The following is a 25,032-nucleotide window of genomic DNA, read 5'->3' as shown; positions in this document are numbered from 1 at the left end:
AGGGTGATTATGATGAAAAAGAAACAGTATACAAGTGTAACATTTATAAAAGCATTGCTTTTAACAATCGTTCTTGGTATGTTGGCTTACATAATTGATGTACCTGCAATTCGGATTTCATTAATTGGAATGACTTTAGTATTAGGCGCAATTTCCCACGGTATGATGTCACAGCTGCAAGAAGTTGGACTTGATGATATGAAAGATCATATAGATAAGAAATGAGAAACCTTCACGTATATAGAGTGAAGGTTTTTTCGTTTCTTACAAAAATGTAAGGTGATTTGTAAGACAAATCGATAGTTGCATAGTAGTGTTTTGGATAAACTATAAGTGTAAGGTAAAAGGCAAGCATATTTTAGGTAAATTAAGTTTTAGGCACTCTATATGTGAAAAAGGAGTAGGAGGGCATGGAGAAACATTGGACGACCTTTTCTTTTTTAGCAACTAGTAACACCGTAATGCTAGCTGGAGAAATGGATTTTTTGCATACGTTTGATCGAGAAGACGATCATTCTTCTTCTAAATTTACAATGAAATGGAGTAAGTGGAGCGATAGTTGTAAATTGGAAGAAGAGGCCCCTAACGAAAGGCAAAAAATTATTTTAACAAATCCTATTAAAGCATGGGTCGTTCAATGTCGTAAGTGTAACGTCAAAAATCACTTCAAGAAAACTGAGCCGAGACAATTAGTTATCACTCCGGCCCTTTCTACTTCTCAATCACGCGAAAGTAACAAATAAATATCGAGACACACACCCGAAAAAACATCGTATATATTACGGTGTTTTTTTATTTTTCTAAAATGAAATCTTTAACAGAATTCCATTTCATCTGCATCTTATATTTACATCTCTTGTTTATTCTAGTAATACATCCGGTGCGACGTGATGTGTTACTAGAATAAAGTATAAAAGGAGAGAAATAAAATGAAAAAAAAACTATTACCAATTTGTGCAATGGCACTTTTAACAGTAGGATATTCTTCAGTAGCGAGCGCTTCTACTGGAACATTAACAAAAGAAGAATCAGCGCAAATGCAGCAAGATAAAGCTAAAAAAGAAGAAGCAATTAAGGAACAGCAAAAGAGCGAAGTAGAGAAAAAAGAAGCAGCACAAGTACAAGAAAAAAGTGATATGGCTAAAAAAGAGGAAGCAATAAAAGCAGGGCAAAAGAATGATACAGCGAAACAAGAAGTAACACCACAAGTGCAAGAAAAGGAAGCTCTTGCAAAAAAAGAAGCAGCAATTAAGGCAGGGCAAAAGAATGATGCAGCGAAAAAAGAAGTAGCGAAACAAGCTGTACAAGGTGAAAAATTACCAAACACAGCATCAAATAATGTAGCAATGATGGCACTAAGCGCATGTCTTGTAGGGATAGGGACATTATTTGGTTTGAAGCGTCGTAATAAAGTTAAGGCGTAAATAAAATATTTTTCTATAAAGAATGGGATAATTTCATATATTAAAAATGGTAGGTTATTCCTACCATTTTTTGCATGGAGGGATGGAACATGAAGTTACTCAATTATATCGGTATCATATTGATGGCCATAGGGCTATTCATGGGATCGTATTACGCTGTGGAATGGTATAAAGGAAAAAGCTCTGCTCAAGAATTAACGAAAGAAGAAATAAAGAGCCTTAAAAATATACAAGATAATCAACTTTCACATGAAACACCTGTAACTTCCCAAGTACCTTCTTCTCAAACCGAGCATAAAGAAGGAGAAAAGGTAGCAATGTTAAATATACCGAAAATAAAGAAGAAGTTTTCTATATATTGGGGAGCAAATGATGCAACATTGAAAAAAGGAGTCGGTATGTTTGTTAGTGATTTAACGACAACACCATCTGGAGGGGGACATACTGTACTGAGTGGGCATCGAGATACTGTATTTACAGATTTAGGAGAGTTAAAAGAAAAGGATAACCTTATTTTGGAGTATGATAATAAAATTTACACATACGAAATTCAAAAGACATGGATTACACATGCGGATGATCGCACTGTTATTGTAAAAAAAGAAGAACCGACATTAACACTGACGACTTGCTATCCATTTGATTATATAGGGGATGCACCGGATCGATATATTATCGAGGCAAAGTTAATTACGAGCAATTCAAAATAAAATTATCAAGTACAAAATGCTAGCTACTTAAAATGAGAGGGGGAGACATAGATTATGTCAAAAAACATTTTAATTGTTGAAGATGAAGATATTTTACGCGAAATATTAAAGGATTACTTTTTGAGTGAACAATATAAAGTGCTTGAAGCGAGAGATGGAAAAGAAGCTTTAGTCTTATTTGAAGAAGAAGGGGTCGATTTAGTTATACTTGATATTATGTTGCCGGAACTTGATGGATGGTCTGTTTGCCGAAGGATCCGTAAGACGTCCGGGGTCCCAATTATTATGCTGACGGCACGTGTAGATGAAGATGATACGTTACTTGGATTTGAGCTTGGGGCAGATGATTATGTTGCGAAACCATATAGTCCGCCTATTTTATTAGCGAGAGCGAAACGATTATTAGAAAGTAGACAAGCATCAAAGAAACCTTTAGAAAATGAAGATGATACGTTATCAATTCATGGCATTCACGTCCATTTTCCGTCACGTACTGTTACTGTTGATGAGGCAGACATTACTTTAACACATACAGAATTTGAAATATTAGCTTATTTCATGAAAAATCAAGGGATTGTTTTAACGAGAGAACAGTTAATTTCAAGAATTTGGGGGTACGAATTTGCTGGCGATGATCGAACGGTTAATAGTCATATTCGTAATTTGCGAAATAAATTAGGAGAGAAAGCAAAGTACATTACAACTGTAGTGCGAACCGGTTATAAATTCGAGGGGAACATATGAGAAAAGGGATTGTACTTAAATTATTTACCCTTACAACAGCTCTATGTATGTTGATTTTAGCGACGATATTTATTGGTCAAACGATATTTTTTAAACAATATTATGCGAACCGAAAAGTAGAAGATATTAAAGTGAATTTAAATTCCTTTGAGAAGAATTATTTGAATTATGTAGGAAATGCAGAAGGAATTCAGAAGCTGGAGCAAGATTTTTTAAGAGAAAATAATACGTGGATTACGACTTTAGACCAGTATGGGAATTTAAAACATGCGGATGATTTTTATTTTGAGGTAACGATTGACCGTAAGCAACAGAAGAGTTTTGGAAAACAAATATTCAAGATTCCCTTAGGTAATCTCGTCAATATAGAGGAGATTGATAATAAATTATCAGAGAAGTTTTTAGGACAAGAAATTTATTTTTCTGGAGTGAGAAAAGAAGAAAGTTTTATTCCATTCTCTTTCTCGTTAGGTAAGCAAAATTTAAGTGGATCTAATAAACCGTTAGAAAAAGCATTTAATGAGAAAATGATTAAATTAGATCAGGAGAAAAAGAAAGCAGCTGAGGAACAAGTTGTTAAGGAAAAGAAGCCGGCCGTTCAGGAGCAAGCTGCTCAGGAATTAGATGCTTTCATAGTAGGACGTGTTACGAAAGTACAGTTCCCCGATGTAAAAGGTCCTGTGAATCCAATTTATAAAAATAGTTTATTCTTAGATAGAATAAAGGAATTTCAAACTGATTTATTATTAAAAGAGAGTAATCATATACAGTATTCAACACAAATAACGGACTATGAAAAGAATGATATAAAATATAAATTATTAATTAAACCCAAAAAAGAAAAAGACGGATCGGTAACATATATATACGCGATGGCTTCTTTGCAACCTGTCGATGAAGCTGTACAAATGGTGCAAGATTATTACATCTATATTGTTGCATTTGTAGTCGTTCTAATTTTTCTAGCTTCTTTCTATTACTCAAAACAAATTGCAAAACCGTTACTAAAAATAAATGATACAACGAAGAAAATAGCTCATTTGGATTTCACAGAAAAAATTCCGATTACTTCAAAAGATGAAATTGGTGATTTATCGCAAAATATTAATACATTATCTAATAAACTACATTCACATATTGGACAGTTAGAACAAGATATTGAAAAAGAAAGAAAGTTAGAAAACACAAGGAAAGAATTTATTGCGGGTGTATCGCATGAACTAAAAACGCCGCTGAGTATTATGAAAAGCTGTATTTCCATTTTAAAAGATGGGGTAGCTGAACATAAGAAAGACTACTATTTTCAGGCGATGGAAAAAGAAGTAGACAAGATGGATATACTAATTTTGGATATGCTTGAATTAGCTAAATTTGAGTCTGGCACATATAACATGAAGATGGATTCTTTCTATATCGATGGAGTGATTGAAGAAATATGTGAACAGCTTTCAGCGGAGATAGAGAAAAAAGAACTGAGTGTGCACAAACATATATGTCCAGCAGAAGTGGTTGGGAATCAAAATAGAATTGAACAAGTAATTGTGAATTTTATTACGAATGCAATACGTTATACACCAGAAAAAGAAGATATTATTATTTCCACAATAGACGGGAAGGATCATATAAAAGTATGTATTGAAAATAAAGGTGCTCACATTGAAGAAGAACAATTAGATAAAATTTGGGATCGTTTTTATCGCGTGGATGCGGCAAGGAAACGTTCACAAGGTGGAACAGGGCTTGGTCTTGCAATTTCAAAGAATATTTTAGAATTGCACGATGCTGAATATGGGGTGAAGAATACCGAAGATGGTGTGTTATTTTACTTCTATTTACCGAAAAAAGCGTAGACAATACTATCTACGCTTTTTTAATTTATTTTCATATTATCTTTACCTAATCTTTATTTTGGAGCAGTATAATTTGAATAGAAAATGAGGTTATGTAAGGAGTCGATGAACCGTGCATAGCAATTGGCTAAGTATAATGGTATTTATTTTCTTTTGTGCATTTATTGTATTTTTAATTGATATTACGATATGAAAAAAAGAGCGCTAATTAAGCGCCCTTTTTTTGTGTATTCATTTGATAAGCACCGATGCTTTTGAATAAGCGTGGTGAAGTTGTAAATAAAAGAATTAGTAATACAGTACATAGTATGAAAGAACCGATCATGGTACTGCCGTTTACAATTAATGAATATAGCACAGCTGATTGTCCTTTAGGTGCATATTGACCAAAGAAAATAATACCAGCGATAAAATGACAGAAATAGCGTGCAAAGCTACCGACAAATGTTGCAATGATAATGTAAACAAGTGCTTTTTTTCCTTTGTTTTGTTTTGGTTTATCTTTGCGACTACCAAAACTTGAATGCTCTGCATTACTGTTGTCTGAGGCAAGTGCTTTTTGAATTGGACGATAGAATAAACCAGCAAAGCCGATAAAGGCAAAGGCAATGAAGTACTCAATGAATGTTTGAACTGGTGTTAGAATGTAAGCATCGCCTACGACAATTTGTAAAAGTCCCCAAATTAAGCCTCCTAAGAAAGCCCTTTTGAAGCCCCAGCGGTATGCGATAATAAAAATGGGAATCATAGCAAATGAGATGGAACCGCCTGTTGGAAGTTTAATTGATAATGGTAGAATATCGATAATCAAGGCGAAGGCTGCAAGAATAGCAGATTCGATCATCGCTTGTAAATTGGTGTTACGCATGTTGTCTCCCCCTAAATCCAAGTTGCACAAAAAAGAACATTATCATAGGAGGATACGAAATACGTAAATAAAAAAAGAGGTGTGTATTTCGGACGTTTGCACAATTCCTGCGTTAGCATTAACTAACAGGTTCAAAGGGTCGGAACGAATTGTTCCCTCTCAGCGGTAAGGCTCCCCCTGTGATAACGAGATTCTTTATTTGCTATTGTTCATTGTAAGCGAAATGGATGAGAATGGCAAATGAATACCGTATGACAATTATTGAAATAGAATTGTAGCGAAATGTTAATAAATATGAAGCAAAAGGGTATAGTCCAATTGAAATAGAGTATGATATAATTTTTCTGAAAATAATTATCATTCTCTTCTGAGGGGGAAGGTTATGAGCTTAGTAGATATTAAAATTGGCGAGAAAGTGTTAGTAAAAAGTATTCAGTCTTTAGATCAGTTATTAAAGCGTAGACTAGCTGCTTTCGGTCTCGCGGAAGGAAGCGAACTTCGCTTGAAACAGAAAGCGATGTTTAAAGGTCCTTGTACATTGGAGTGTCGTGGACAGTTAATTAGTATTCGTCATTGTGACGCGAAAATGATAAAGGTGGAATTAGCGTGAATAAGGTTGCTTTGCTAGGGAATCCGAATACAGGGAAAACATCATTATTTAATGCACTTACTGGTTCTTATGAATATGTAGGAAACTGGAGCGGTGTAACAGTAGAAAAGAAGGTTGGTAAATTAAAAGATAAGCAAGGAACATTAATTGATTTACCAGGCGTTTATGATTTGAATCCAGTTTCACGTGATGAAGGTGTCGTTACGAATTTTCTACTAACAGATGAATTTCATCATATGTTAAATATAGTGGATTCTTCTCAATTTGAGCGAAATATGCATTTAACATTGCAATTACTTGAATTTGGTAAGCCCGTTTCAATTGGTTTAAATATGATTGATGTGGCAAAGCAAAGAGGAATTGTGATTAATGTAAAACGGCTATCAGAAATATTAGGTGTAACAGTCGTTCCTGTCATCGCAAGAACCGGAAAAGGCTGTGAAGAATTACTTACTACTCTTCATGAAGAGAAACAAAAAGAGAAAAAGCCATTCATTATTTCATATGGTGTACAAATGGATGAAGGAATTGGAGAGGTAATCGCTCTTTTAGAGACAGCGAATTATGAGCATCCGAGATGGTTAGCCCTTCAATTTTTAAGCAATAACGAAGTAGTAGAAAAAGAAATGAAAGCATTACCAATTTATAAGGAACTTATAGCCATTCGATCTCGTTTAGATGGAAAACTTGATTGTACGTTGGAAGAGCACATTTACAAGACTCGTGAAGCGTATATTGAAAAGTTAAAAACAAATGTTATGCAACATGAGAAAGAAGGAAAAATTCCTTTTTCAGAAAAAATTGATAGGTTAATTACACATAAAATTTTAGGACTTCCAATCTTTTTAGCAGTTATGTTTTTTATTTTTCAGGTTACGTTTACGTGGATTGGTACACCTTTATCTGATATGCTTGATGGATTTTTTGGCGGACAACTTACTGATTGGGTTACAGCTGGGCTCACAAGTGTTGGGGCTTCTGACTTTATTCAAGCACTCGTTACAGAAGGTATTATTGCTGGGGTTGGTGCGGTATTAGTATTCGTTCCACAAATCTTTGCACTATTTTTCTTCATTTCATTATTAGAAGACTCAGGATATATGGCACGAATTGCAGTTGTTATGGATAGAATTATGGAGTTTTTCGGTTTAAACGGAAAAGCATTTATTCCGATGATTATCGGCTTTGGATGTAACGTTCCAGGTATTATGGCAGCGAGAACGATTGAACAAGAAAAAGAAAGGTTACTTACAGTTCTTGTAACACCGTTTATGTCTTGTTCGGCACGTTTACCTGTATATGCACTATTTGCGGGAGTTTTCTTCCCTCATAGTCAGGCGACTGTTGTGTTCTCTTTATATATCGCAGGGATTGTTCTTGCATTACTCGTTACAAAAATTATGTCTCTTACTATTTTAAAAGCAGAAAAATCTATTTTTGTAATTGAACTACCACCTTACCGTGTGCCACAAGCGAAAACGTTATGGCTGAGCACGTGGGAGAAAGGTAAAGGATTTGTTCGTAAAGCGGGTACATTCATCTTCGGTGGTTCTGTTGTCATTTGGTTATTAAACTATGCAGGTCCATCAGGATTTGGTGTTGATATGGGAGACAGTTTCTTAGCGATGATTGGTGGATTTATCGCACCACTATTTGCACCGCTCGGTTTTGGAACGTGGCAAGCTGGGGCATCCCTTTTAACAGGATTTTTAGCGAAAGAAGTTGTCGTTTCTACAATGGCAATTATTTATGCGGTTAAAGAAGATGTGCTAGGAAATGTAATGGGAGCACATTATACTGCGCTATCAGCATATGCATTTATGTTCTTTGTTTTATTATATGTTCCGTGCTTAGCGACAGTAGCTGTTATTAAACGTGAAACAGGATCGATGAAATGGACAGTTTTCTCTGTCGTTTATCCGCTCGTTGTTGCTTATGTATTAACGCTCATTATATACCAAGTTGGGTCCTTACTCGGATTCTAGAAGGAGATGTATCGCGGTGATGGTCAATATTATAATTGGAGCTATCATTTTTGGTTATGCAGCATATACGTTAGTTAATTTTGTAAAGAGAAGTAAAAAGGGAAAATGCGCAGCATGCTCTTTAAGTAAGTCATGTCAATCGCAAACTTGTAGTCCAGATATGGAGCAAATTGCTCAGAAATAGAAAAAAGCTTTGCGAATTTCGCAAAGCTTTTTTGTTTACTTTTTAATTTTTACAAGTTGTGATGCTTCTACTCCATTTGCTCCAGGTAATTCTTTGCTAGGGTCTTTATCAAATTTTAGAATACCTACAGATTTTTCTTCACCTTTTACATTTCCATATGCTGCGTCATCAACGATGGCAAACATATCTCCATAAGAACGGCCGTCACCGATAATTGTGTTACCTTCATATTTTAATTTGGCTCCATCAAGTGTAGCATTTTCAACTTTCTCTTTTGCAAATAATACACCTTGTTCTGCTGTTACAGCTGGTAACTTATCAATTGCTTTTGTGTCATCATTTTTATCGACTTTTTTAAGTAGTTCTTTCTTAACGAGTTCTTCACCAGTTTTCTTATCCATTACAAGTACTTTTTTACCTTCAAGTGTTGCAACTTTCATTTTATAGACATCTTTTTCTTTTACATCTTTTTTGTTTTTATCTGCGATTTGCTGAACTTGATCTTCCGTTCCGTATAATACTAAGCCGTTCGCTTTTTCTCCTAATAAAGAACAACCTGATAATGCTCCGAATGAAATTGCTGCTGCTAACCCGATTCCTACTAATTTTTTCATGATGATTGCTCCTTTTTATATGTTTTATAGTAAATACAGTTTTTGTATTAGTCCTTACAGTATGAGAAGCTTTTTTGCTATTCCGTTGCTTCTGGTATTAGTGTATAAGAAATATTGAAACGTAACTATCGAGTTAGCTTACAGTAACATTACAATTATGTAATTTAGTGAAATCGCGCAAAAATAAGTTAATTTTGGAGGCAGAAATAATAAGGATATAGTAGGAATACAATATTATATCTGGAATGTCATATTATATTAGTTGTATTTTGGAAATAACATGTAAGGACATCTTAGTTTTGTTATAATAAACACATAGGTTGTAAAAATGAATATTCTTACTGAAAAGGGAGATTTTTAATTTTCCAAGTAGTGAATTTGAAATATGAGGTATATCATAGGAGGAATTTGGATGTCTGTATTTAAACGATTAAGAGATTTAACAATGTCGAATGTGTATTCATTAATTGAAAAAGCTGAAGATCCAGTTAAGATGACGGATCAATATTTACGCGATATGCAAGCGGATGTACAAGAAGCTGAGAAAAGTGTAGCAGCTCAAATCGCACTTGAGAAGAAATTCAAAATATTATTTGAAGAGCAAGAAGCACTTGTGAAAAAACGTGAAGAGCAAGCTCATATGGCTGTTCAAGCTAGCAACTTAGATCTTGCGCGCCGTGCTTTAGAAGAAAAACAAAATGCAGAGCAAAAGATGAATGAGTATAAAGCGAGCTATGAGCAAAACAAAGCAGCTGCTGATAACCTTCGTCTTAAGCTAGAAGAAATGCGTAAGCAATTAACAGAGCTGAAAAATAAACGTGAAACACTTGTTGCACGTGTAAATGCAGCCAAAGCACAAAAGAATATTAATCAGGCGATGTCTGGATTTGATTCAAATTCAGCAAAAGCTGGTTTAAGCCGTATGGAAGAGAAAGCACTTCAATTAGAGGCTGAAGCAGAAGCAAGCGGTGAAATTTACAAGAAAGAAAAGTCGTTAGATGATGAATTCGCAAGCTTAAACAAAAATTCTGTTGTTGACGATGAATTAGCTCGTATTATGAAGCAGTACGAGAAATAATATAGAATAGACAAAGAAACCGACATGTCTGAAGAGAATTCATGTCGGTTTTCTCTTACTTTTTTAGAGGAGGTTTTGTAATGACGTGGATGAATATTTTAGCTATGCTTGTATGGACTGGAGCGAGTGCGGTACTTTTATTTGCAATTATGTGGGTTGATTCGATTTTTACAAAATACAATGATTTAAAAGAAATGAAAAATGGAAATACAGCAGTGACAACGCGTTTCGTTATGAAATTATTTGCGCAAGGGTACATTTTATCTCAATCTATAACGAAAGCGAATGACTTATGGCAAGCGCTTCTTGCCTCAGCAGTTTCATTCGTTATTTTATTAATTGTAGAAATGTTCATTGAGTTTGTGTTAAAGAAAATGTCTGGTTTAGATTTAGAAGAAGGAACGAAAGAAGGCAGCATAGCACATGCGTTGTTAGCTGGTTCATTACATATCGTTGGTGCACTTATTTTAGGTGCTTGTTTATAAAGAGAAAAGGAGGGGTAGATTGTGAGTTTATTTAAACGTATTAAAAATATAATGAAGAGTCCGGAGCCGCCGAAGCCAGAAAAGAGTCTTTTAACGTTGGCTCCTGGCGATATGATTGAAGTCTCGTTAGTCATGTACGAATTAACTGGGAAAACGAGCATGCATTCTCGCAAGGAGATTATTTTAACTTTGCAGGATGGGAAAGATATTCGTTATTTGAAAATTGAAGACCGTGAAAATACGTATTACAAATTGTATACACCGATTGATGGTCGTTTAGATTCAATCGATGAAATTCCGACGACGATTGAAATGGATGATATAGAGTATCATATGGAAGAACAATATAATGGACGTGTTGTTGTTATGGGGAAAACACCATTCGCTGCTTCAGAAGAACAGTACGTATGGGAATTCCAATCTGATAACCGCAAATTATTACGTGTTGAATGGCAAAATGGTCGCACAATGATGTATGAGGGAGAAGTAATTATTCCTGCTGATGTACAAATCATAAGAGCAACATAAGGGGGGCGTAATCATGTCAAACCGATTGTTTACCATGATTAAATCGTTCGTGATCCCTATACTTGCTATCGTTACATTACTTGTTATTGCCGGTTATGCTTTATCGGGCTGTCAAAGTGGTCAGGCGAAGTCAATTCAGGACCGTTACCCACTAGAGTCTGTCGCAAAGGATGGTAAACAAGAATCTTACGTGTATAGGGCCGCCAATCGGTCAGTTCCTGAAGTTGCAAAGGAACTTATAGCCGAAAGGAAACCGAAGCAAGCATCTAAAGAAGACGAAAATCAAATGTTCCTCGTTTATTCTGATAAAATGTATAATTTACAAAAGGATAAAGAGAAACCATCTGATACGTTAATTGAAATAAGCAATGAAGAATTTGTCCGTCAAAATTACCAACCATCCTTCTTACAAGGATATATCATGGGGAGTATATTAAACGATATATTCGGTTCACGCAAATCATCATACGGTGATTACCGCGGATATAATGACAGACAAAATCATAAACCGGTGATCCCGGAAAGACCACCTACGAAAGAGGAAAAGAAAACCCCGCCTCCAATTACGAAGGAAGGGAAAGGATCTATTATTAAGCGAGGCGATAATGTAGATCCGAAATCATCTGTAGGTGATAAAGGAAGTATTACGGAAAAAGGAAGTAAAACGACGCCACCGCCTTCTACCGGAAGCAAAGGGAAAATTACGAAAAATTCGGGTGGCTCGAGTGGATCTGATGTGAAGCCGAAATCATCCATTAAAACCCCACCAAAGAATACGTCGCCCCCGAAAACAAGGGTTGGCGGTTCAGGGAAAATTATGAAGAGAAGATAGTATAGAGACCGAAAAGTGGAATTTGCTTTTCGGTCTTTTTATTATGGGAATTAATTCCTTATAGCTGGTGCAATTAAGTTATAAGGAGGAGATTATTATGAGTATATATAAAAGGTTTAGTTTGATTATGTTCCTCGTCTTATTCCTCAGTTTGTTTATTAGCACAACGATGAAATTTCACTTTATAGTAGGTATTCTATGGATACTGTGTACATGTACTCTCTTTCTATATGTTCCGCTTCGCTTTCAGCATGAAGTGCCCGCCTTTCAAAAGTACGTCGATTGGATTAAAAGCGGGGGAAGATGGGGGGAGTAAAATATATCAACGGTTTTTCCATTATATCTATCGTAGCTCAAAATATATCAACGATTCGAAAAGGAATATCGATTTACCAACTTCATAATAAAAAGAGGCTGCACCAAAATTTTGGCACAGCCTCTTTTTTCATAATGATTAATGAATATCACGTTTCTTAAAGTTACCGCCTTTTACTTCAGCTACGTCATAAACTGTAATAAAGGCATTAGGATCGATTTCATTAATCAGGTCCTTCATTTTACTTTCTTCTAAACGGTTAATTACACAAGAAATTTCTTTGAATTTCTCTCTTGAATAACCACCGTATACTTCGTTATACGTTGCGCTTCGGCCTAAACGATCGCGAATTGTTTCTACCATTAATTCAGGCTCTTTCGTGATGATTTTAAATGTTTTCGAACCACTTAAACCAACTTCAACGATATGAATCACTTTCGAAGCGATAAAGTAAGCAATTGCCGAAAGGATAGCCCCTTGAAGACCAAATACTGTTGAAACAAAAATAAAGACAAACATATTTAAGAATAAAATAAGGTCACTTGTTCCAAAAGGTAACTTACGAGAAAGTAATACAGCTAGCATATCGATTCCATCTAATGCGCCGCCGTTACGTAATGCTAGTCCCATACCAAAACCGATAATAATACCACCAACAACTGTAACGAGTAATGTATCACCTTCAATAATAATTGGTATTCCGTGCATGACAACGGTACCTATTGCTAACGAAGCAATCCCGATAATAGAATAAATTGCAAAACTTTTACCAATTTGTTTATATCCTAACCAAACGAAAGGAATGTTAATAACTGCGATTAGAGCTCCTAATGGCAATCCAAATAATCTTGAACTAACGATACTTAAACCAGTCACACCACCGTCTGATACGTTATTTGGAATTAATACCGATTCTAATCCGTACGCTGTGATAAATGCCCCAATAATAATCATCAAAGCTTTTGAAGCGATTTTCAGCTTATTGGGCTTACTCTTGACAATTTTCTTCATGTAATTTCCTCGTTTCAAACTAGTTTCTTATTTGTTACGTAATTCACACCTAAATTCCATTTTAACATTTAATTTGAAAAAATTCTCCTTTAATGGATGTATGCAGGGGATATTATCACCATATTATTAATTTAAATACGCCTGTAGCTGATAAGTGAGTGGTCATAATTTGATATAAACAAGTGGGAATGAACAGTATGGATATGTACACTTGGACGTTGATTTTAAGGAGGGATTCTGTGAGATACTGTACGCGAAATGTGGAAATGAAACGAACGATGGTAATAAGTTTTGTGGACAGTGTGGAGAGAGTCTTAGTTATGCAACAGTTAAGGGAAATCCAGTAAATCGTCATTCAAATAGTGATATAGAGGTGTTTTCATTAGTTGGTTTTATAACAGGATTAATATCTTGGTTTATTAATTTGTGGGGACTTGTTGGCTTTATAGCTATCGTTTTTTCTATATTAGGTTTAAATAAAAAGGTGACAGGGACTAGTAAAGTGTTTGCTATCATAGGAGTTGTTTTTGGAATTATTAATGTTCTGTATGCGTTTATGTTAATTATTTAACTAAAAAATGCCCCTTTTTCATGAAAAGGGGCATTTTTTTAGTTATTAAGAAACAATAAAACTAAGCACGGATACGAATAAAGCAAATCCTAAAACCGTTCCGCAAACTTTCATATGACGTTTACGTCCCATCACAACAATTGCGACATATTCGCGAATCATTGCATTAGGCCAGTAATAAAATGCAGTTTTTGATCCGATCCCTTGGCTATTAAGACCAGCTTGTTTTGCATATATACCAGCACGGAAAAGGTGGAAATTATTCGTTGTAAAAATACTTCTATACTTACCTTCAGGATTTAAAGAATCCATAATTTCTTTAGAGAACGACATATTTTGATACGTGTTTACAGAGCGATTTTCTTGCACTGTATGTTCAAGCGGAATTCCTTTTTCAACAGCGTACTTTTGCATCGCTTCTGCTTCCGGAAGCCCTTCATCTGGACCTTGTCCACCAGAGAAAATAATTGTTGGTGGTGTATTCACAGCGGCTTGTTTCCAGTAAAAGTCGATTGCTTTATTAATACGACTTGCAAGTAAAGGTGGCACTTTGTCATTAATTAAGCCACTACCAAGAACGATGATGAAATCTTGATTACGCCTTGGTCTGTTGAATTGGTATAAAAAATAAGCAGTTAAGAAGTTAGATAAGTGTATAAAGAAATATACAGTTATAAGAGAAATACCAGCGAAAATAGGCTGGAAATGTGATGAGAACAAACTTGCTGGATTTATAATAGGGAGTAACATAAAGAATAAAATACCTAAAGCAGCAATGAGTGTTAAACAGTTAGTGAAACGTCTTCCTTCTCGTTTCATTAAAATTCTAGCATTCAGAAATAACCCAAACATTAAAGCGATAATACCAAAAGGAATCATAATGATAAGTGCTAAAATAGGTAGCAATATGATTGAATGCAGGGTATTATTGCCTGAATCATAGGATGTAATAGTGCAAAAAATAAGGAAAGAACAGAAAAAGGCATTAAATAAAAAGCCATTTATTATTTTCCGTGGATCTTTTAAGTAAGAGATAAGAAAAATAATAAACAATATAAGAGGAATAATTCCGAAATACATAAATATAGTACACCTCAATTTGTATAATGTTTTATTGCATCCTTAATATTACATGATTTTGAAGATGTTGATAAAAAAATAACGATTTCGAATTTTCTCGACAATTGATATAGTTAAATATGGTAAAATGTATTCAAGGCGATATATTAAAAGTAAAATGGTTGAAGAGGCACTCTGTGGAGTGTCTTTTTCTTTTTGGTATGTAATTATGCATATTATGTTTATTTTCAAGGGAAGAGGATTAAAATATAAGTTGTGGATACACGCTATAAAGCAGAATTTTATATTAATATTTACCTCTACTCTTTTGTACCTAACAATCTTGTAACAATTCATGATTCTGTTTTCTAGTGTGTGTTTACAAAAAGCGGGATGGGGTATATATATACAGGGGAAAGGACGTCTTCTTGAAAGGCGTCTTTTTGTTTCTTAGTATAGATAATTTCCACTATTAACGTAGTGCAAACTATCTATACTAAACATTAGCAATCTTCCGTATAAAGATTATCAATTTACTATATATTCCAGTGGTGTTAAGCTACATATGAAAGGCTTTCTTTTTCAAAATATTACCCCTAATAAAATTTTGAAGAAGTCAACTGTCTCCAAACTTGCCATTAATGCTTAGAGAAAAAGCACTCAATTTGAGTGCTTTTTCTTATTGAAACATGCTATTTTTTTAGGCGATGTTCATAAAATAAAAGTAACGAAATGAAAGTAGGTGAAAAAATGCCGGCAGTCGTTGAAGGTGTTATTATTGAAAACTGTAACGGAACAATTAATTTAGGTGATAAATATAATGTGCATCCGATTGAAAAAACGAAAGCTTATAATGGATCGGGATCTTCAAATACCGGATTAAATGTGAGGACATTCAGTGGTATTAGTACGGCAGATGTAACGGATAACGATGTGTATGACCAAGTAATTCAATCTACGTTATAATTTTTATATGTAAAATTGCATAAAATGATGTGCTTGCCCTGTGATACAATTTAGTTGTGAGCTGTTAGTGATTCTTTTTTATCATAGTTGTTAGATTAGAAATGTAACATCTTATCGAAAATCATACGTAAAATAAAAAAGACACTTCGCTCGAAGTGTCTTTTTTATTTTAGTGATATCCTTTAGCAGAGTTTTTATGAATTTTATTTTTAAATATGCTGTAGCTCCAAAGCTGATATCCAATAACGATTGGTACCATGACGATTGCAACGAAGAACATAATTTTTAAGTTTAATTCACTACCAGCTGCGTTGTATAACGTTGTACTATAAGCGTCGTTAATACGAGATGGTAACATTCTTGGGAACATACCTGCAAAACCAGTTGTCATAAACATTGCGATTGTTAAGCAAACGAATGTGAATGCAAGGCCGATTTTATGTTTGTACACCATAATAAGTGTGAGTACACTCATTAACATTGCAAGTACTGGAAGAATGAATAGTACAGGATATTCCGTGAAGTTTTGGAATAAATTTGTACGATTTGCAGTTGCGACATAGAAGATAGCTAAAATGATAGCAGCTGCCATTGAAAATGGTCTTGCGATTTTATAAGCACGATCAGATACTTCGCCAGTTGTTTTAATCATAATCCAAAGGGCACCAGATACGACGAATATAGCAGTGAAGAAAAGACCACCTAAAATACCATAATGGTTTAGTAAGCTAAGTAAAGTTCCTTCATAACCATCTTTTCCGATTTGCAGCCCGTAATACAGGTTAGCGAATGTAACACCGAATAAGAAGGCGATTAGGAAACTACCAATTGTAAACGCCCATTTACAAGTTTTTTGCCAAATTGGTGAATCGTCTTTATGCATAAATTCAAGTCCAGCGGCACGAGCAAATAGTGCAAGTAATACTAAAAACAGTGGTGTATATAGGTAACTAAACATATTTGCATATGTGATTGGGAAGGCAGCAAATGTTGCACCACCAGCTGTAATTAACCATACTTCATTACCACCCCAGAATGGACCAATTGCTTCTTGTAATTGATTTCGTTCTTGTCGGTCTTTCGCAACGAATGGGAAAATCATTCCGTTACCGAGTGCGTAGCCATCAAGAATGAAGTAAACTGTCCAAATTACGCCCCATAAACCGAACCAGATAATTGCAAGCATATCATGAGACATGAGCTGTACCTCCTTCAGTAGCAGGTTCTTCTAATGCAGCGGGTCCTTTTTTCGCGAACTTCAGCATTAAGTATACGTCTGCAATTAAGAGTAAAGTGTAGAACAATATTAAACTAATTAATGAGAACCAAATTTGTGGAACTGATATAGGTGACACGGATTCTGCTGTACGCATTAGTTTATAAACTGTCCACGGTTGACGACCTACTTCAGCGACAATCCAGCCAGCGTTAATTGCGATATATGGAAGTAAAACAGACCACATTGTAATTTTTAAATAACGTTTTGAGTTTTCTAGTTTTCCTTTTCGGTTTAAATAGAAACCGTACCAAGTTAATGCCATAAAGAACATGCCAAGTGCAACCATTAAGCGGAAGCTATAGTACACGAGGTTAACATTTGGACGTTCATCTTTCGGGATATCTTTTAAACCAACAATTTCGCCATCAAATGAGTTTGTATAGAAGAAGCTTCCGAGCTTTGGAATAGTAAGGAATTCAAAGTTCTTTTCATTTTTTACATCAGGAATTTGAATGATTGAGAAACCTTGTCCTTTTCCAGTGTCCCAAACAGCTTCCATTGCAGCTCCTTTTGCTGGTTGATACTTAGCCGCTGATACACCAGATTGATGGCCCATAAATGGTGTAATTGTTGCAGCGAATAAACCTAACATTAAACCAAACTTAAATGATTTTTTGAAGAATTCAACTTCGTTTTTACGTAATAAATGATATGCACTAATTGCCATAACGAAGAAAGCACCGACAATATAACAACCAATTACAGTATGGAAGAACATATTCCATGCATATGGATTTGTAACAAGAGCCCAGAAATCATTTAATTCAGCGCGGCCGTTACGTACTACATAGCCAACAGGATTTTGCATAAAGCCGTTTGCTGTAATAATCCAAAGGGCGGAAATATTTGTTCCAAGTGCAACCATCCACATACAGAAAGCACGGAACTTTGGTGAGATTTTGTCTTTACCGAATAACCATATTCCCATGAAAGTAGATTCTAAGAAGAAGGCAACGAGTGCTTCGATTGCGAGAGGTGATCCGAAAATATCTCCCATATATTTGGAGTACTCAGACCAGTTTGTTCCAAATTGGAATTCCATCGTAATCCCAGTTATAATCCCCATTACGAAGTTAATTGTAAAAAGTTTTCCCCAGAAATTTGCCATTTTTCGGTATGTTGGATTCAATGTGCGGGCGTATTGAGTTTCCATACATGCTACTAAAATAACAAGTCCGATTGTCAAAGGTACAAATAAAAAGTGATAAAAAATAGTAATTGCAAATTGAAAACGACTTAGTAACAGAACGTCGGACATAATAAATATTCACTCCTTTTTTACATTATCTACAATCAGTTTATAGTGAAAAAACGTTTAAAGTATGTGAGACTTGTTACAAAGGTGTGTGTATATTTTGAAAGAATTATGTCGATTATCTGAAAACATCCTATTTTTACTATAAAGCAATATCCTTTTTGAGTTTTTCAAATTTTGGTACACTATATATGTAGTGTAAATGAGAGAAAAGAGGGTTCTTTACTATGAAGTCATTAGAAGAGATTTTACAATACAATGAAAAATTTGTTGAAGAGAAAAAATACGAAGAGTATGAAACAGGGAAATTTCCAAACAAAAAGATGGTAATTATCTCTTGTATGGATACTCGTCTTGTTGAATTATTACCGAAAGCTATGAATATGCGTAACGGTGATGTAAAAATTATTAAAGTAGCAGGCGCTGTTATTTCACATCCATTCGGAAGTATTATGCGTAGTATTTTAGTCGCTGTATATGAGCTTGGAGCTGATGAAGTATGTGTTGTCGGTCATCATGATTGTGGTATGGCAAAAATTCAAGCAAGCAGTACAATTGAGAAAATGAAAGAGCGCGGCGTAACAGAAGAGAAATTAGATACACTTCGTTATTCTGGAATCGATTTAGAAAGATTCCTACAAGGGTTCTCTAGTGTAGAAGAAAGTGTAGAACATAGTGTGTCAATACTTCGCAACCATCCGTTACTTCCGGAAGAAGTACCTGTTCACGGTCTTGTTATAGATCCTGACACAGGAAAATTAGATTTAGTTGTGAATGGTTACGACAATTAAGAATTTACTTTGTCATCCTTTTTATCTGGGACAGGATCAAATCCTCCTGGATGGAAAGGGTGACATTTTAATATACGCTTACATGTAAGCCAAAATCCTTTGAAGGTACCGTGTTTTTGAAACGCTTCTAATCCATAATGAGAGCAAGTTGGGTAAAAGCGGCACGTTGGTGGTGTCATCGGAGAAATGAACTTTTGATAAAAGCGTATAATACCGATAAAAATCTGTTTCATAATGGTCTCCTTTTCAGCATAGTCTTAAAGTATTATAGCACGACAGTACATAATTCTTTACTAATGTTGATTTCCGTTATATCATATTGGATATAACGGAATTAAATTAAAAGCGGGAGAGATGTTGTATGCCATCAGTAGAAAGCTTTGAATTAGACCATACGATTGTAAAGGCGCCTTATGTAAGACATTGCGGAGTCCACAATGTAGGTAGTGACGGTATTGTAAATAAATTTGATATTCGTTTTTGCCAACCGAATAAACAAGCAATGAAACCAGATGTTATTCATACGTTAGAACATTTATTAGCATTTAATTTACGTAAATATATTGATCGTTATCCGCATTTTGATATTATCGATATTTCACCAATGGGCTGCCAAACAGGATATTATCTTGTAGTAAGCGGAACACCAACGGTTCGAGAAATTATTGATTTATTAGAACTAACATTAAAAGATGCGGTTCAAATTACAGAAATTCCAGCTGCAAATGAAACACAATGTGGTCAAGCGAAGCTTCACGACTTAGAAGGAGCACAACGCTTAATGAACTTCTGGTTAAGCCAAGATAAAGATGAACTTGAGAAAGTATTTGGATAGAAAGAAAAACTGCCTGTGAAAGGGCAGTTTTTTTTATTTTGTTAAGAGAAAACTTGCTCTTCTTTTTATGAAAGCATACTAGACACCCCAACATATAAAATAAAGGCAGAACCAAGAAAATAAACAAATGCTTTTGCTTTTTGCTGCTCTTTTATTTCATCGATTCCAAAAAGGATAAACATAATACTTAAAAGGATAAATACGAATGGTAAAAGCATAGGGAGGTTTGCAAAGAGGTTAAGTAGAGCGAGAATGAGGGCAATAGTAGCTATTATAATTCGAATGTTTTTTAACATATAATCCTCCTTTAAATAGACAAATTAACGAAGTATTTCTGAGATACCTAGATATAAAACTGCTGCACCGACTAAAAAAACGAGTGTACTACTTACTTTTTTATGTTCCATCATTTCCTCTATACTTACAATGAAAGCCATACCGCCTAAAAAGATAAACATATAAGGCATAATTCCTCTATTTCCAGTAATAAAACCATAGATTGCTATAGATAAAGCGATAAGTGAAAAAGTAATTCGAACTCCTTTTAGCATAAAGAATCCTCCTTCTATTTTATGTATGTAATGATGAGAACAATCCAAGAGAATGCTCCAGCAACAATGCAAATAAATCCGGTTCCTGAATCCTTCTTTTTTATTTGCTCAATTGCGATGAGAAACATTAAAGCTCCTAATAGAAATTGTGAAAGTGGTAGAAAGTTATTTTGACCTGTATAGAGCCCAATTGCCGACATAATTATCACAGTGAGTGCGAGTGCGATGCGAAGTATACGAAGCATACTATGATTCCTCCTTATTATTTTTCGAGTAAGGGTTATCTTCGGGCTTATCAACAGAATGTTTATATGTGTAGCCTTTATTAATCGTCATAACGGAGAGTACTAATATGATCAGTACGATTATAATGCCGATAATTAATATTTTGAGCATGAAATCCCTCCTTTTCTTTATTTTACATAATTTTGTAATTGATGAAAACAATAGAAATTAAAAGGATGAAAGAAGGGTGTTACATGGAGAATAAAAAAACATATTATATATCAGTTGGAAATGGTCAAATTTCGCAAGTGAAGACGGCGGATACGTATAATTTTGAAATTTATGCAAATGACGAAGAGATTACGGAGTTAAGAGAGTATTTTGATCAAGCGTATGAAGAGGACTTAGGTTCGTATGTACGCTCCCACGTTCCATTCGTTGAGTATCATCACGATTCGAATAATGATCGATATGATGAACAACTACAAAAAGCATATAAAATGATTTATGATCTAGGGAATCATGAAACGAAAGAATTAGTCGCACAAATGGGAATAATCAATGGATTGTAATTGGATAATATTATGCAGAAAAGCGAGAATATGCTACAATTTGTGGTAGGAAAAACTTGTAATCATCAATAGGGGAGTAATGGCATGTACAAATTTAAAGATTATTACCACAACACTGTACAATTATCGTTTGAACGTTACCCATTTTCTCCTGAGCCAAAGCATGTTTGGGTTGTATGCCGGTACGGGGATCAATGGTTATTAACGCATCATTTACGCCGTGGTCTTGAATTTCCAGGTGGTAAAGTAGAACTCGGGGAAACACCGGAAGAAGCGGCAGTTCGAGAAGTTCATGAGGAAACCGGCGGCATAGTTTCTGATTTAACTTACTTAGGGCAATACAAAGTATCCGGAAAAGACAAAATAATCATTAAAAACATTTATTTTGCAACAATTAGTGCGGTAGAGCAACATACGCATTACGAAGAAACGAAAGGGTCTGTTTTATTAAAAGACATTCCTGATAATATTAAAACTGATAGAAAATTTAGCTTTATTATGCGCGATGATGTATTAGCGCGTACGATGAAACATATAGAAGAAATCGGCTGTTTTACGAAGTAAAGTGGCCGGTTTCTTTTTTGTGTTCAAGAATAAATGTAAACATATCTTTACAATATTTTGGGTATATTATACAATTTTGTAAAGGTATATTTACATTTTAGGAGGTGAAAAGGTGGATAACAGAAAAGAAACAACTGTCTCTGTTTCAATGGTTAAATTAAATGTTTATTCATTTTTTATAATATTCGCTCTGGCGATTGGAATTGGTTATTTACATGCGCTTTTTTCAGGCGAGTTTCAAATTGAAATTACATTGCCGATTATGTTTCTTTTGATTATTGGAATGATTATTCTCGTTTGTATTCATGAGGCAATACATTTAATTGGATTTCGTTATATCGGAGATGTTCCGTGGAGTGAACTAAAATGGGGCGTCAATTGGAAATTAGGTGCTGCATATGCTCATTCTAAACAGGTGATTACAGTAAAGCAAATGAAGACAGTGTTAATGCTTCCGTTTTTACCAACTGGAATTTTACCAATTGTATTGGGATTAGCTATGAATCTGGAGCCACTCTCATTTTTAGGGATTCTATTAACAGCAGGTTGTATCGGTGACATTGCTTTATATAAAAAAGTTTCAAAGTTTCCAGATGATGCGCTAGTTAAAGATCATCCGAGTAAACCGCAGTTTACAGTATATGAATAATAAAGGAAGAGGAGGCGTTTTTGAAAAATGGCCTCTTTTTTGTTTGTCAGCTTTTGTCGGTAAGCCGATGTTCCTTGTCGAATCGCTGATAAAGTGAAATTTCATTTACTATCGTCTTGTTTTTCTCTCCGCCCCTAAAAATGAAAGAACCTCCAACAAATCATCCACGACACGTGAATGTTCAAAGTCACCCCAAAATGAATCTCTCTTCCAAACGCCAAGAATGCCTATTTGTTCAGCTCCTATTACGTCATTTTCTGGATGGTCTCCAACGTAAAGGCATTCTTCTGCTTTTACGTTTAGCTTTTGCAAAGCTCGTTCGAAAATCTCAGGATGTGGTTTTTTAATTCCTTCTGCTTCTGAAATGAAAATTGTGTTTGTATACGTATGTATGTTTAGTGCTCGAAGGTTGCTCATCTGAAATTTAGTAAAGCCGTTTGTAATAATACCAATTTTAATGTTTCGCTGAGTTAGTTGCTGAAGTAATTCATGCATGTTTTGGAAAGGAATACAATGATGTTGGAAGTTTGTAATGTAGTCGTGCAGCAGTTGCTCTTGCGTTAAAGTGGTAATGTTGTATTCGCAAAGGAGAGTGGAATATACCTTATCTTTCCACGTGTAACCATTATTGTCGAGTTCGAGAAAACGAGAGCAATACTCGAATTTTTCTATGTTTATCAAATGAAAGGCGAAGCGATTATATTGATCGCGAATAAATTGCTCTAGAGATTGGCGACGATCTAATAGTGTTCCATCTAAGTCAAATAAGATTGCTCGAATCATGGGAAACCTCCATACAGCTTTTATAATTAATTATCGCATATTCGTTAAAAAATGATTATGATATTTTTGTAGAATGGAATAATGGAGGTGCGTATGAAGAAACTGTATGGCAAGTTAATGTGTTTTATGATTTCAACGGGCTTAGTAGCTGGATGTGATATGTCGGAGCAAACTTCGAAAAGAGAGAAAAAAGATGTGTGCGAAACGACAGAAGAATGCACACAAATAGGTGATAAAACACTTCAAAAAGTATATAAAAAGATAGATGGACTTTCAGAACTTGAAGTACTAGAGGATTATGATTTAGAAGGACATTCAAGTAACGATATGAAAGAAGCAGAAATGAAAAAAAAGGATGATGAAAATTATTTCTTTTTAGCTTCTTATTATATCGATGGTGATGAAATTGTAGATCCTTATTTCGATAAACTAGATCGCAAACGATTGAATAAGGCTTTTGCGGAGGATAAGGACGCGAAAGAAGAAGTATTAAAGCAACGTCAAGATAGGGATTATCATGAATCGTTATGGGAGATGTATAGCACGCTTATTCCTGCTAAGTATCGCACTGACATAAAAGAGTTTGATATGGTAACAGATGGATACGATGGAATTGTGGCTCATGTTATGCCGAGTATGGAGTATCCGAAAGAGTGGACCATTAGTTTAGATACGCTTGATTCTGCAGTAAATATCGATCAAGTGATGAAAACATTAATACATGAGACGGCTCACGTATTAACGCTGGGACATAAACAAATACCAGTAAATGAAAAGTACTTAAAGGCTTTTGAAGAAGATAAAGATATTTCATCATACCAAAATAAATGTAAATCTCTTTTCTTACAAGAAGGATGTGCGAAGGAGAGCTCTTATATAAATCAATTTTATAATTCTTTCTGGAAACCAATTGACCAGGAGTGGACAGAAAAGAAAGTGGAAGAAAGCGAAGAAGCTCAAATTGAATTTTTTAAGGAAAAGCATGGTGAGTTTGTTTCACTGTATGGGACGACAAATGTGGCAGAGGATATTGCGGATACATTTACAGCGTTTATTTTACAAGATTCAAAAAAGGTGAAAGAAGGAACAGAATTAAAATATAAAAAAATTATCTTCTTCTATCAATTCCCCGAGCTTGTAAAAATGAGAGCGGAAGTGTTAGCGGGATTATATGATGTTTCGAAAACGATAGAACAACCAAGTGGACACTAATGCGAATTATGTGTTCGATATATTTTAGCCAAGGGAAAACGTGAAGAATTATAGTTCTTTGCGTTTCTTTATGTTGATAAAATTGAAAATTCTGTCTTTTTTTAAAAAAGAAGAAGGAACTGAATCATTAAAATAGAATTAGTATAAAAACGTCACAAATTAGACACAATTATAATGCGCATAGTATAGGGGCTATAAGTTTACTCTCGAGGAGGTAATGAAACGTATGAAAACGATTCTTGCTGTTGCTGGTCTCATTTGGGTAATGTCTCACGGTTTTCCGATTTTTGAAGGGGAGCAAATTCGTAGTGCATTAAATAAAGAGTTTAATGATTATCATATTATTGATCGAAAAGATAATGTCGTTACGGTGCGTGTGAAAGATTGTTTCCATACAGTTACGGTTGCTAATGGGAATATTGCAGATGATTCGAAAATGTGTGATAAAAGGTAGAAGAAAGAAGCTGACTCTAGCATATCG

35 protein-coding genes and 1 riboswitch are annotated in these 25,032 nt (G+C 34.8%); of the genes, 23 read left to right on the top strand and 12 right to left on the bottom strand.

Annotated elements, in window-relative coordinates; translation table 11 throughout:
- Window positions 1-9: 9 nt before the first annotated feature.
- From JFT95_RS21765 to JFT95_RS21740, 6 genes are all read left to right on the top strand, one after another.
- Complete coding sequence (locus JFT95_RS21765; RefSeq protein ID WP_002129607.1) at window positions 10-225, top strand: hypothetical protein; 216 nt, start codon at window positions 10-12, stop codon at window positions 223-225.
- Between the two features lie 185 nt (window positions 226-410).
- Entirely contained in the window at window positions 411-743 is a 333-nt protein-coding gene (locus JFT95_RS21760; RefSeq protein WP_000410949.1) for a hypothetical protein, read from the top strand.
- A 186-nt stretch (window positions 744-929) separates the two neighbouring features.
- Window positions 930-1,424 carry an LPXTG cell wall anchor domain-containing protein gene (locus tag JFT95_RS21755; RefSeq protein WP_201053244.1) on the top strand — a complete coding sequence of 165 codons (495 nt, stop codon included), beginning with the start codon at window positions 930-932 and terminating at the stop codon, window positions 1,422-1,424.
- Between the two features lie 89 nt (window positions 1,425-1,513).
- Window positions 1,514-2,134 (top strand): class D sortase, encoded by a 621-nt coding sequence (locus tag JFT95_RS21750; protein ID WP_002138791.1) that lies wholly within the window; start codon window positions 1,514-1,516, stop codon window positions 2,132-2,134.
- A 54-nt stretch (window positions 2,135-2,188) separates the two neighbouring features.
- On the top strand, window positions 2,189-2,878 hold the full coding sequence (locus JFT95_RS21745) for a response regulator transcription factor (RefSeq protein ID WP_201053242.1): 690 nt from the start codon (window positions 2,189-2,191) through the stop codon (window positions 2,876-2,878).
- A complete protein-coding gene (locus JFT95_RS21740; protein WP_201053240.1) occupies window positions 2,875-4,728 on the top strand; it encodes a sensor histidine kinase in 1,854 nt (617 codons plus the stop codon). Before JFT95_RS21745 ends, JFT95_RS21740 begins: the two co-directional genes overlap by 4 nt.
- A 208-nt stretch (window positions 4,729-4,936) precedes the next feature.
- Here the strand turns inward: JFT95_RS21740 and thiT are convergent, their stop codons facing one another.
- Window positions 4,937-5,596: an energy-coupled thiamine transporter ThiT gene (gene thiT, locus JFT95_RS21735; RefSeq protein ID WP_201053238.1), complete on the bottom strand. Its 660-nt coding sequence runs from the start codon at window positions 5,594-5,596 to the stop codon at window positions 4,937-4,939.
- A gap of 86 nt (window positions 5,597-5,682) precedes the next feature.
- A riboswitch (TPP riboswitch) is annotated at window positions 5,683-5,784 on the bottom strand.
- A gap of 194 nt (window positions 5,785-5,978) precedes the next feature.
- On the opposite strand from thiT, the gene JFT95_RS21730 reads away from it, so the two are divergent.
- Genes JFT95_RS21730 through JFT95_RS21720 form a run of 3 tightly spaced genes read left to right on the top strand, consistent with a single transcriptional unit; the run spans window position 5,979 to window position 8,375 of the window.
- Window positions 5,979-6,206, top strand: a complete 228-nt coding sequence (locus JFT95_RS21730) for a FeoA family protein (protein WP_000060512.1) — start codon at window positions 5,979-5,981, stop codon at window positions 6,204-6,206.
- A complete protein-coding gene (feoB, locus tag JFT95_RS21725; RefSeq protein WP_033709533.1) occupies window positions 6,203-8,191 on the top strand; it encodes a ferrous iron transport protein B in 1,989 nt (662 codons plus the stop codon). The genes JFT95_RS21730 and feoB overlap by 4 nt, the downstream gene beginning before the upstream one ends.
- 16 nt (window positions 8,192-8,207) lie before the next feature.
- Complete coding sequence (locus JFT95_RS21720; protein WP_033708410.1) at window positions 8,208-8,375, top strand: FeoB-associated Cys-rich membrane protein; 168 nt, start codon at window positions 8,208-8,210, stop codon at window positions 8,373-8,375.
- 35 nt (window positions 8,376-8,410) lie between these two features.
- On the opposite strand, the gene JFT95_RS21715 is transcribed toward JFT95_RS21720, so the two are convergent.
- Entirely contained in the window at window positions 8,411-8,989 is a 579-nt protein-coding gene (locus JFT95_RS21715; RefSeq protein ID WP_044443882.1) for a lipoprotein BA_5634 family protein, read from the bottom strand.
- Window positions 8,990-9,401: 412 nt separating this feature from the next.
- On the opposite strand from JFT95_RS21715, the gene JFT95_RS21710 reads away from it, so the two are divergent.
- The 5 genes from JFT95_RS21710 to JFT95_RS21690 all read left to right on the top strand — a co-directional run bounded on the left by JFT95_RS21710 (window position 9,402) and on the right by JFT95_RS21690 (window position 12,228).
- Window positions 9,402-10,067: a PspA/IM30 family protein gene (locus tag JFT95_RS21710; protein ID WP_002015754.1), complete on the top strand. Its 666-nt coding sequence runs from the start codon at window positions 9,402-9,404 to the stop codon at window positions 10,065-10,067.
- Window positions 10,068-10,147: 80 nt separating this feature from the next.
- Entirely contained in the window at window positions 10,148-10,552 is a 405-nt protein-coding gene (locus JFT95_RS21705; RefSeq protein WP_201053237.1) for a DUF350 domain-containing protein, read from the top strand.
- Window positions 10,553-10,573: 21 nt separating this feature from the next.
- Window positions 10,574-11,080, top strand: coding sequence for a DUF4178 domain-containing protein (locus tag JFT95_RS21700; RefSeq protein WP_002015752.1), 507 nt, complete (start codon window positions 10,574-10,576; stop codon window positions 11,078-11,080).
- Window positions 11,081-11,093: 13 nt separating this feature from the next.
- Complete coding sequence (locus JFT95_RS21695; protein ID WP_012261884.1) at window positions 11,094-11,912, top strand: DUF4247 domain-containing protein; 819 nt, start codon at window positions 11,094-11,096, stop codon at window positions 11,910-11,912.
- A 97-nt stretch (window positions 11,913-12,009) separates the two neighbouring features.
- Window positions 12,010-12,228 carry a hypothetical protein gene (locus JFT95_RS21690; RefSeq protein ID WP_002167505.1) on the top strand — a complete coding sequence of 73 codons (219 nt, stop codon included), beginning with the start codon at window positions 12,010-12,012 and terminating at the stop codon, window positions 12,226-12,228.
- Between the two features lie 138 nt (window positions 12,229-12,366).
- Here JFT95_RS21690 and JFT95_RS21685 read toward each other — a convergent pair whose 3' ends face one another.
- Window positions 12,367-13,239, bottom strand: coding sequence for a YitT family protein (locus tag JFT95_RS21685; protein ID WP_012261882.1), 873 nt, complete (start codon window positions 13,237-13,239; stop codon window positions 12,367-12,369).
- Window positions 13,240-13,450: 211 nt separating this feature from the next.
- Between JFT95_RS21685 and JFT95_RS21680 the strand changes: the two genes are divergently transcribed.
- Window positions 13,451-13,810: a zinc ribbon domain-containing protein gene (locus JFT95_RS21680; protein ID WP_242487617.1), complete on the top strand. Its 360-nt coding sequence runs from the start codon at window positions 13,451-13,453 to the stop codon at window positions 13,808-13,810.
- Between the two features lie 45 nt (window positions 13,811-13,855).
- On the opposite strand, the gene JFT95_RS21675 is transcribed toward JFT95_RS21680, so the two are convergent.
- Window positions 13,856-14,890 carry a YdcF family protein gene (locus JFT95_RS21675; protein ID WP_201053236.1) on the bottom strand — a complete coding sequence of 345 codons (1,035 nt, stop codon included), beginning with the start codon at window positions 14,888-14,890 and terminating at the stop codon, window positions 13,856-13,858.
- A gap of 711 nt (window positions 14,891-15,601) precedes the next feature.
- On the opposite strand from JFT95_RS21675, the gene JFT95_RS21670 reads away from it, so the two are divergent.
- Window positions 15,602-15,835: a spore germination protein gene (locus JFT95_RS21670; protein WP_088040298.1), complete on the top strand. Its 234-nt coding sequence runs from the start codon at window positions 15,602-15,604 to the stop codon at window positions 15,833-15,835.
- Window positions 15,836-16,004: 169 nt separating this feature from the next.
- Here JFT95_RS21670 and cydB read toward each other — a convergent pair whose 3' ends face one another.
- Window positions 16,005-17,033 (bottom strand): cytochrome d ubiquinol oxidase subunit II, encoded by a 1,029-nt coding sequence (cydB, locus tag JFT95_RS21665; RefSeq protein WP_012261879.1) that lies wholly within the window; start codon window positions 17,031-17,033, stop codon window positions 16,005-16,007.
- The gene (cydA, locus tag JFT95_RS21660; RefSeq protein ID WP_012261878.1) at window positions 17,023-18,372 is read right to left on the bottom strand and encodes a cytochrome ubiquinol oxidase subunit I; all 1,350 of its coding nucleotides are present in this window, start codon (window positions 18,370-18,372) and stop codon (window positions 17,023-17,025) included. Before cydA ends, cydB begins: the two co-directional genes overlap by 11 nt.
- 224 nt (window positions 18,373-18,596) lie before the next feature.
- Here cydA and JFT95_RS21655 point away from each other — a divergent pair, with 224 nt between their 5' ends.
- Window positions 18,597-19,160 (top strand): beta-class carbonic anhydrase, encoded by a 564-nt coding sequence (locus JFT95_RS21655; protein WP_002015742.1) that lies wholly within the window; start codon window positions 18,597-18,599, stop codon window positions 19,158-19,160.
- Here JFT95_RS21655 and yidD read toward each other — a convergent pair.
- Complete coding sequence (gene yidD, locus JFT95_RS21650; protein WP_012261877.1) at window positions 19,157-19,393, bottom strand: membrane protein insertion efficiency factor YidD; 237 nt, start codon at window positions 19,391-19,393, stop codon at window positions 19,157-19,159. The two genes, JFT95_RS21655 and yidD, sit on opposite strands and share 4 nt — an antisense overlap.
- A gap of 128 nt (window positions 19,394-19,521) precedes the next feature.
- Between yidD and luxS the strand changes: the two genes are divergently transcribed.
- Window positions 19,522-19,995, top strand: coding sequence for an S-ribosylhomocysteine lyase LuxS (gene luxS / locus JFT95_RS21645; RefSeq protein WP_001141371.1), 474 nt, complete (start codon window positions 19,522-19,524; stop codon window positions 19,993-19,995).
- Between the two features lie 65 nt (window positions 19,996-20,060).
- On the opposite strand, the gene JFT95_RS21640 is transcribed toward luxS, so the two are convergent.
- From JFT95_RS21640 to ytzI, 4 genes are read right to left on the bottom strand one after another with little or no spacing between them, the layout of a single operon-like run.
- The gene (locus JFT95_RS21640) at window positions 20,061-20,291 is read right to left on the bottom strand and encodes a YczI family protein (protein ID WP_040963128.1); all 231 of its coding nucleotides are present in this window, start codon (window positions 20,289-20,291) and stop codon (window positions 20,061-20,063) included.
- A 24-nt stretch (window positions 20,292-20,315) separates the two neighbouring features.
- Window positions 20,316-20,546, bottom strand: a complete 231-nt coding sequence (locus tag JFT95_RS21635) for a DUF3953 domain-containing protein (RefSeq protein WP_012261875.1) — start codon at window positions 20,544-20,546, stop codon at window positions 20,316-20,318.
- A 14-nt stretch (window positions 20,547-20,560) separates the two neighbouring features.
- Complete coding sequence (locus JFT95_RS21630; protein ID WP_012261874.1) at window positions 20,561-20,791, bottom strand: YczI family protein; 231 nt, start codon at window positions 20,789-20,791, stop codon at window positions 20,561-20,563.
- 1 nt (window position 20,792) lies between these two features.
- Entirely contained in the window at window positions 20,793-20,942 is a 150-nt protein-coding gene (gene ytzI, locus JFT95_RS21625; RefSeq protein ID WP_201053235.1) for a YtzI protein, read from the bottom strand.
- An 83-nt stretch (window positions 20,943-21,025) separates the two neighbouring features.
- Here ytzI and JFT95_RS21620 point away from each other — a divergent pair, with 83 nt between their 5' ends.
- The 3 genes from JFT95_RS21620 (at window position 21,026) to JFT95_RS21610 (ending at window position 22,556) form a co-directional block, all read left to right on the top strand.
- Window positions 21,026-21,343 (top strand): hypothetical protein, encoded by a 318-nt coding sequence (locus JFT95_RS21620; RefSeq protein WP_002089150.1) that lies wholly within the window; start codon window positions 21,026-21,028, stop codon window positions 21,341-21,343.
- Window positions 21,344-21,427: 84 nt separating this feature from the next.
- Window positions 21,428-21,907, top strand: coding sequence for an antimutator 8-oxo-(dGTP/GTP)ase (gene mutTA / locus JFT95_RS21615; protein ID WP_002015736.1), 480 nt, complete (start codon window positions 21,428-21,430; stop codon window positions 21,905-21,907).
- Between the two features lie 112 nt (window positions 21,908-22,019).
- The gene (locus tag JFT95_RS21610; protein WP_201053234.1) at window positions 22,020-22,556 is read left to right on the top strand and encodes a DUF3267 domain-containing protein; all 537 of its coding nucleotides are present in this window, start codon (window positions 22,020-22,022) and stop codon (window positions 22,554-22,556) included.
- A gap of 108 nt (window positions 22,557-22,664) precedes the next feature.
- Here the strand turns inward: JFT95_RS21610 and JFT95_RS21605 are convergent, their stop codons facing one another.
- On the bottom strand, window positions 22,665-23,339 hold the full coding sequence (locus JFT95_RS21605; RefSeq protein ID WP_201053233.1) for an HAD family hydrolase: 675 nt from the start codon (window positions 23,337-23,339) through the stop codon (window positions 22,665-22,667).
- Window positions 23,340-23,432: 93 nt separating this feature from the next.
- Here JFT95_RS21605 and JFT95_RS21600 point away from each other — a divergent pair, with 93 nt between their 5' ends.
- Complete coding sequence (locus JFT95_RS21600; protein WP_016102904.1) at window positions 23,433-24,551, top strand: hypothetical protein; 1,119 nt, start codon at window positions 23,433-23,435, stop codon at window positions 24,549-24,551.
- Window positions 24,552-24,777: 226 nt separating this feature from the next.
- Complete coding sequence (locus JFT95_RS21595; protein ID WP_002129567.1) at window positions 24,778-25,005, top strand: hypothetical protein; 228 nt, start codon at window positions 24,778-24,780, stop codon at window positions 25,003-25,005.
- Window positions 25,006-25,032 lie beyond the last annotated feature (27 nt).

Origin of the sequence: Bacillus sp. TH17, from assembly GCF_016651125.1 — a bacterium.
GTDB lineage: Bacteria > Bacillota > Bacilli > Bacillales > Bacillaceae_G > Bacillus_A > Bacillus_A mycoides.
Note: the sequence above shows the minus strand (reverse complement) of the source record. Positions and strands in the feature narration are given on the sequence as shown.

Coding starts and splice junctions, on each gene's coding strand:
- JFT95_RS21705 (WP_201053237.1), top strand. CDS start 10,148: ATGACGTGGATGAATATTTTAGCTATGCTTGTATGGACTGGAGCGAGT.
- JFT95_RS21655 (WP_002015742.1), top strand. CDS start 18,597: ATGAAGTCATTAGAAGAGATTTTACAATACAATGAAAAATTTGTTGAA.
- JFT95_RS21670 (WP_088040298.1), top strand. CDS start 15,602: ATGAAAGTAGGTGAAAAAATGCCGGCAGTCGTTGAAGGTGTTATTATT.
- JFT95_RS21690 (WP_002167505.1), top strand. CDS start 12,010: ATGAGTATATATAAAAGGTTTAGTTTGATTATGTTCCTCGTCTTATTC.
- JFT95_RS21710 (WP_002015754.1), top strand. CDS start 9,402: ATGTCTGTATTTAAACGATTAAGAGATTTAACAATGTCGAATGTGTAT.
- cydB (WP_012261879.1), bottom strand. CDS start 17,033: ATGTCTCATGATATGCTTGCAATTATCTGGTTCGGTTTATGGGGCGTA.
- JFT95_RS21755 (WP_201053244.1), top strand. CDS start 930: ATGAAAAAAAAACTATTACCAATTTGTGCAATGGCACTTTTAACAGTA.
- mutTA (WP_002015736.1), top strand. CDS start 21,428: ATGTACAAATTTAAAGATTATTACCACAACACTGTACAATTATCGTTT.
- JFT95_RS21630 (WP_012261874.1), bottom strand. CDS start 20,791: ATGCTTCGTATACTTCGCATCGCACTCGCACTCACTGTGATAATTATG.
- JFT95_RS21695 (WP_012261884.1), top strand. CDS start 11,094: ATGTCAAACCGATTGTTTACCATGATTAAATCGTTCGTGATCCCTATA.
- JFT95_RS21605 (WP_201053233.1), bottom strand. CDS start 23,339: ATGATTCGAGCAATCTTATTTGACTTAGATGGAACACTATTAGATCGT.
- JFT95_RS21620 (WP_002089150.1), top strand. CDS start 21,026: ATGGAGAATAAAAAAACATATTATATATCAGTTGGAAATGGTCAAATT.
- JFT95_RS21715 (WP_044443882.1), bottom strand. CDS start 8,989: ATGAAAAAATTAGTAGGAATCGGGTTAGCAGCAGCAATTTCATTCGGA.
- JFT95_RS21760 (WP_000410949.1), top strand. CDS start 411: ATGGAGAAACATTGGACGACCTTTTCTTTTTTAGCAACTAGTAACACC.
- JFT95_RS21750 (WP_002138791.1), top strand. CDS start 1,514: ATGAAGTTACTCAATTATATCGGTATCATATTGATGGCCATAGGGCTA.
- JFT95_RS21685 (WP_012261882.1), bottom strand. CDS start 13,239: ATGAAGAAAATTGTCAAGAGTAAGCCCAATAAGCTGAAAATCGCTTCA.
- JFT95_RS21640 (WP_040963128.1), bottom strand. CDS start 20,291: ATGTTAAAAAACATTCGAATTATAATAGCTACTATTGCCCTCATTCTC.
- JFT95_RS21635 (WP_012261875.1), bottom strand. CDS start 20,546: ATGCTAAAAGGAGTTCGAATTACTTTTTCACTTATCGCTTTATCTATA.
- JFT95_RS21730 (WP_000060512.1), top strand. CDS start 5,979: ATGAGCTTAGTAGATATTAAAATTGGCGAGAAAGTGTTAGTAAAAAGT.
- JFT95_RS21600 (WP_016102904.1), top strand. CDS start 23,433: ATGAAGAAACTGTATGGCAAGTTAATGTGTTTTATGATTTCAACGGGC.
- JFT95_RS21765 (WP_002129607.1), top strand. CDS start 10: ATGATGAAAAAGAAACAGTATACAAGTGTAACATTTATAAAAGCATTG.
- thiT (WP_201053238.1), bottom strand. CDS start 5,596: ATGCGTAACACCAATTTACAAGCGATGATCGAATCTGCTATTCTTGCA.
- yidD (WP_012261877.1), bottom strand. CDS start 19,393: ATGAAACAGATTTTTATCGGTATTATACGCTTTTATCAAAAGTTCATT.
- luxS (WP_001141371.1), top strand. CDS start 19,522: ATGCCATCAGTAGAAAGCTTTGAATTAGACCATACGATTGTAAAGGCG.
- JFT95_RS21595 (WP_002129567.1), top strand. CDS start 24,778: ATGAAAACGATTCTTGCTGTTGCTGGTCTCATTTGGGTAATGTCTCAC.
- JFT95_RS21745 (WP_201053242.1), top strand. CDS start 2,189: ATGTCAAAAAACATTTTAATTGTTGAAGATGAAGATATTTTACGCGAA.
- JFT95_RS21675 (WP_201053236.1), bottom strand. CDS start 14,890: ATGTATTTCGGAATTATTCCTCTTATATTGTTTATTATTTTTCTTATC.
- cydA (WP_012261878.1), bottom strand. CDS start 18,372: ATGTCCGACGTTCTGTTACTAAGTCGTTTTCAATTTGCAATTACTATT.
- ytzI (WP_201053235.1), bottom strand. CDS start 20,942: ATGCTCAAAATATTAATTATCGGCATTATAATCGTACTGATCATATTA.
- JFT95_RS21740 (WP_201053240.1), top strand. CDS start 2,875: ATGAGAAAAGGGATTGTACTTAAATTATTTACCCTTACAACAGCTCTA.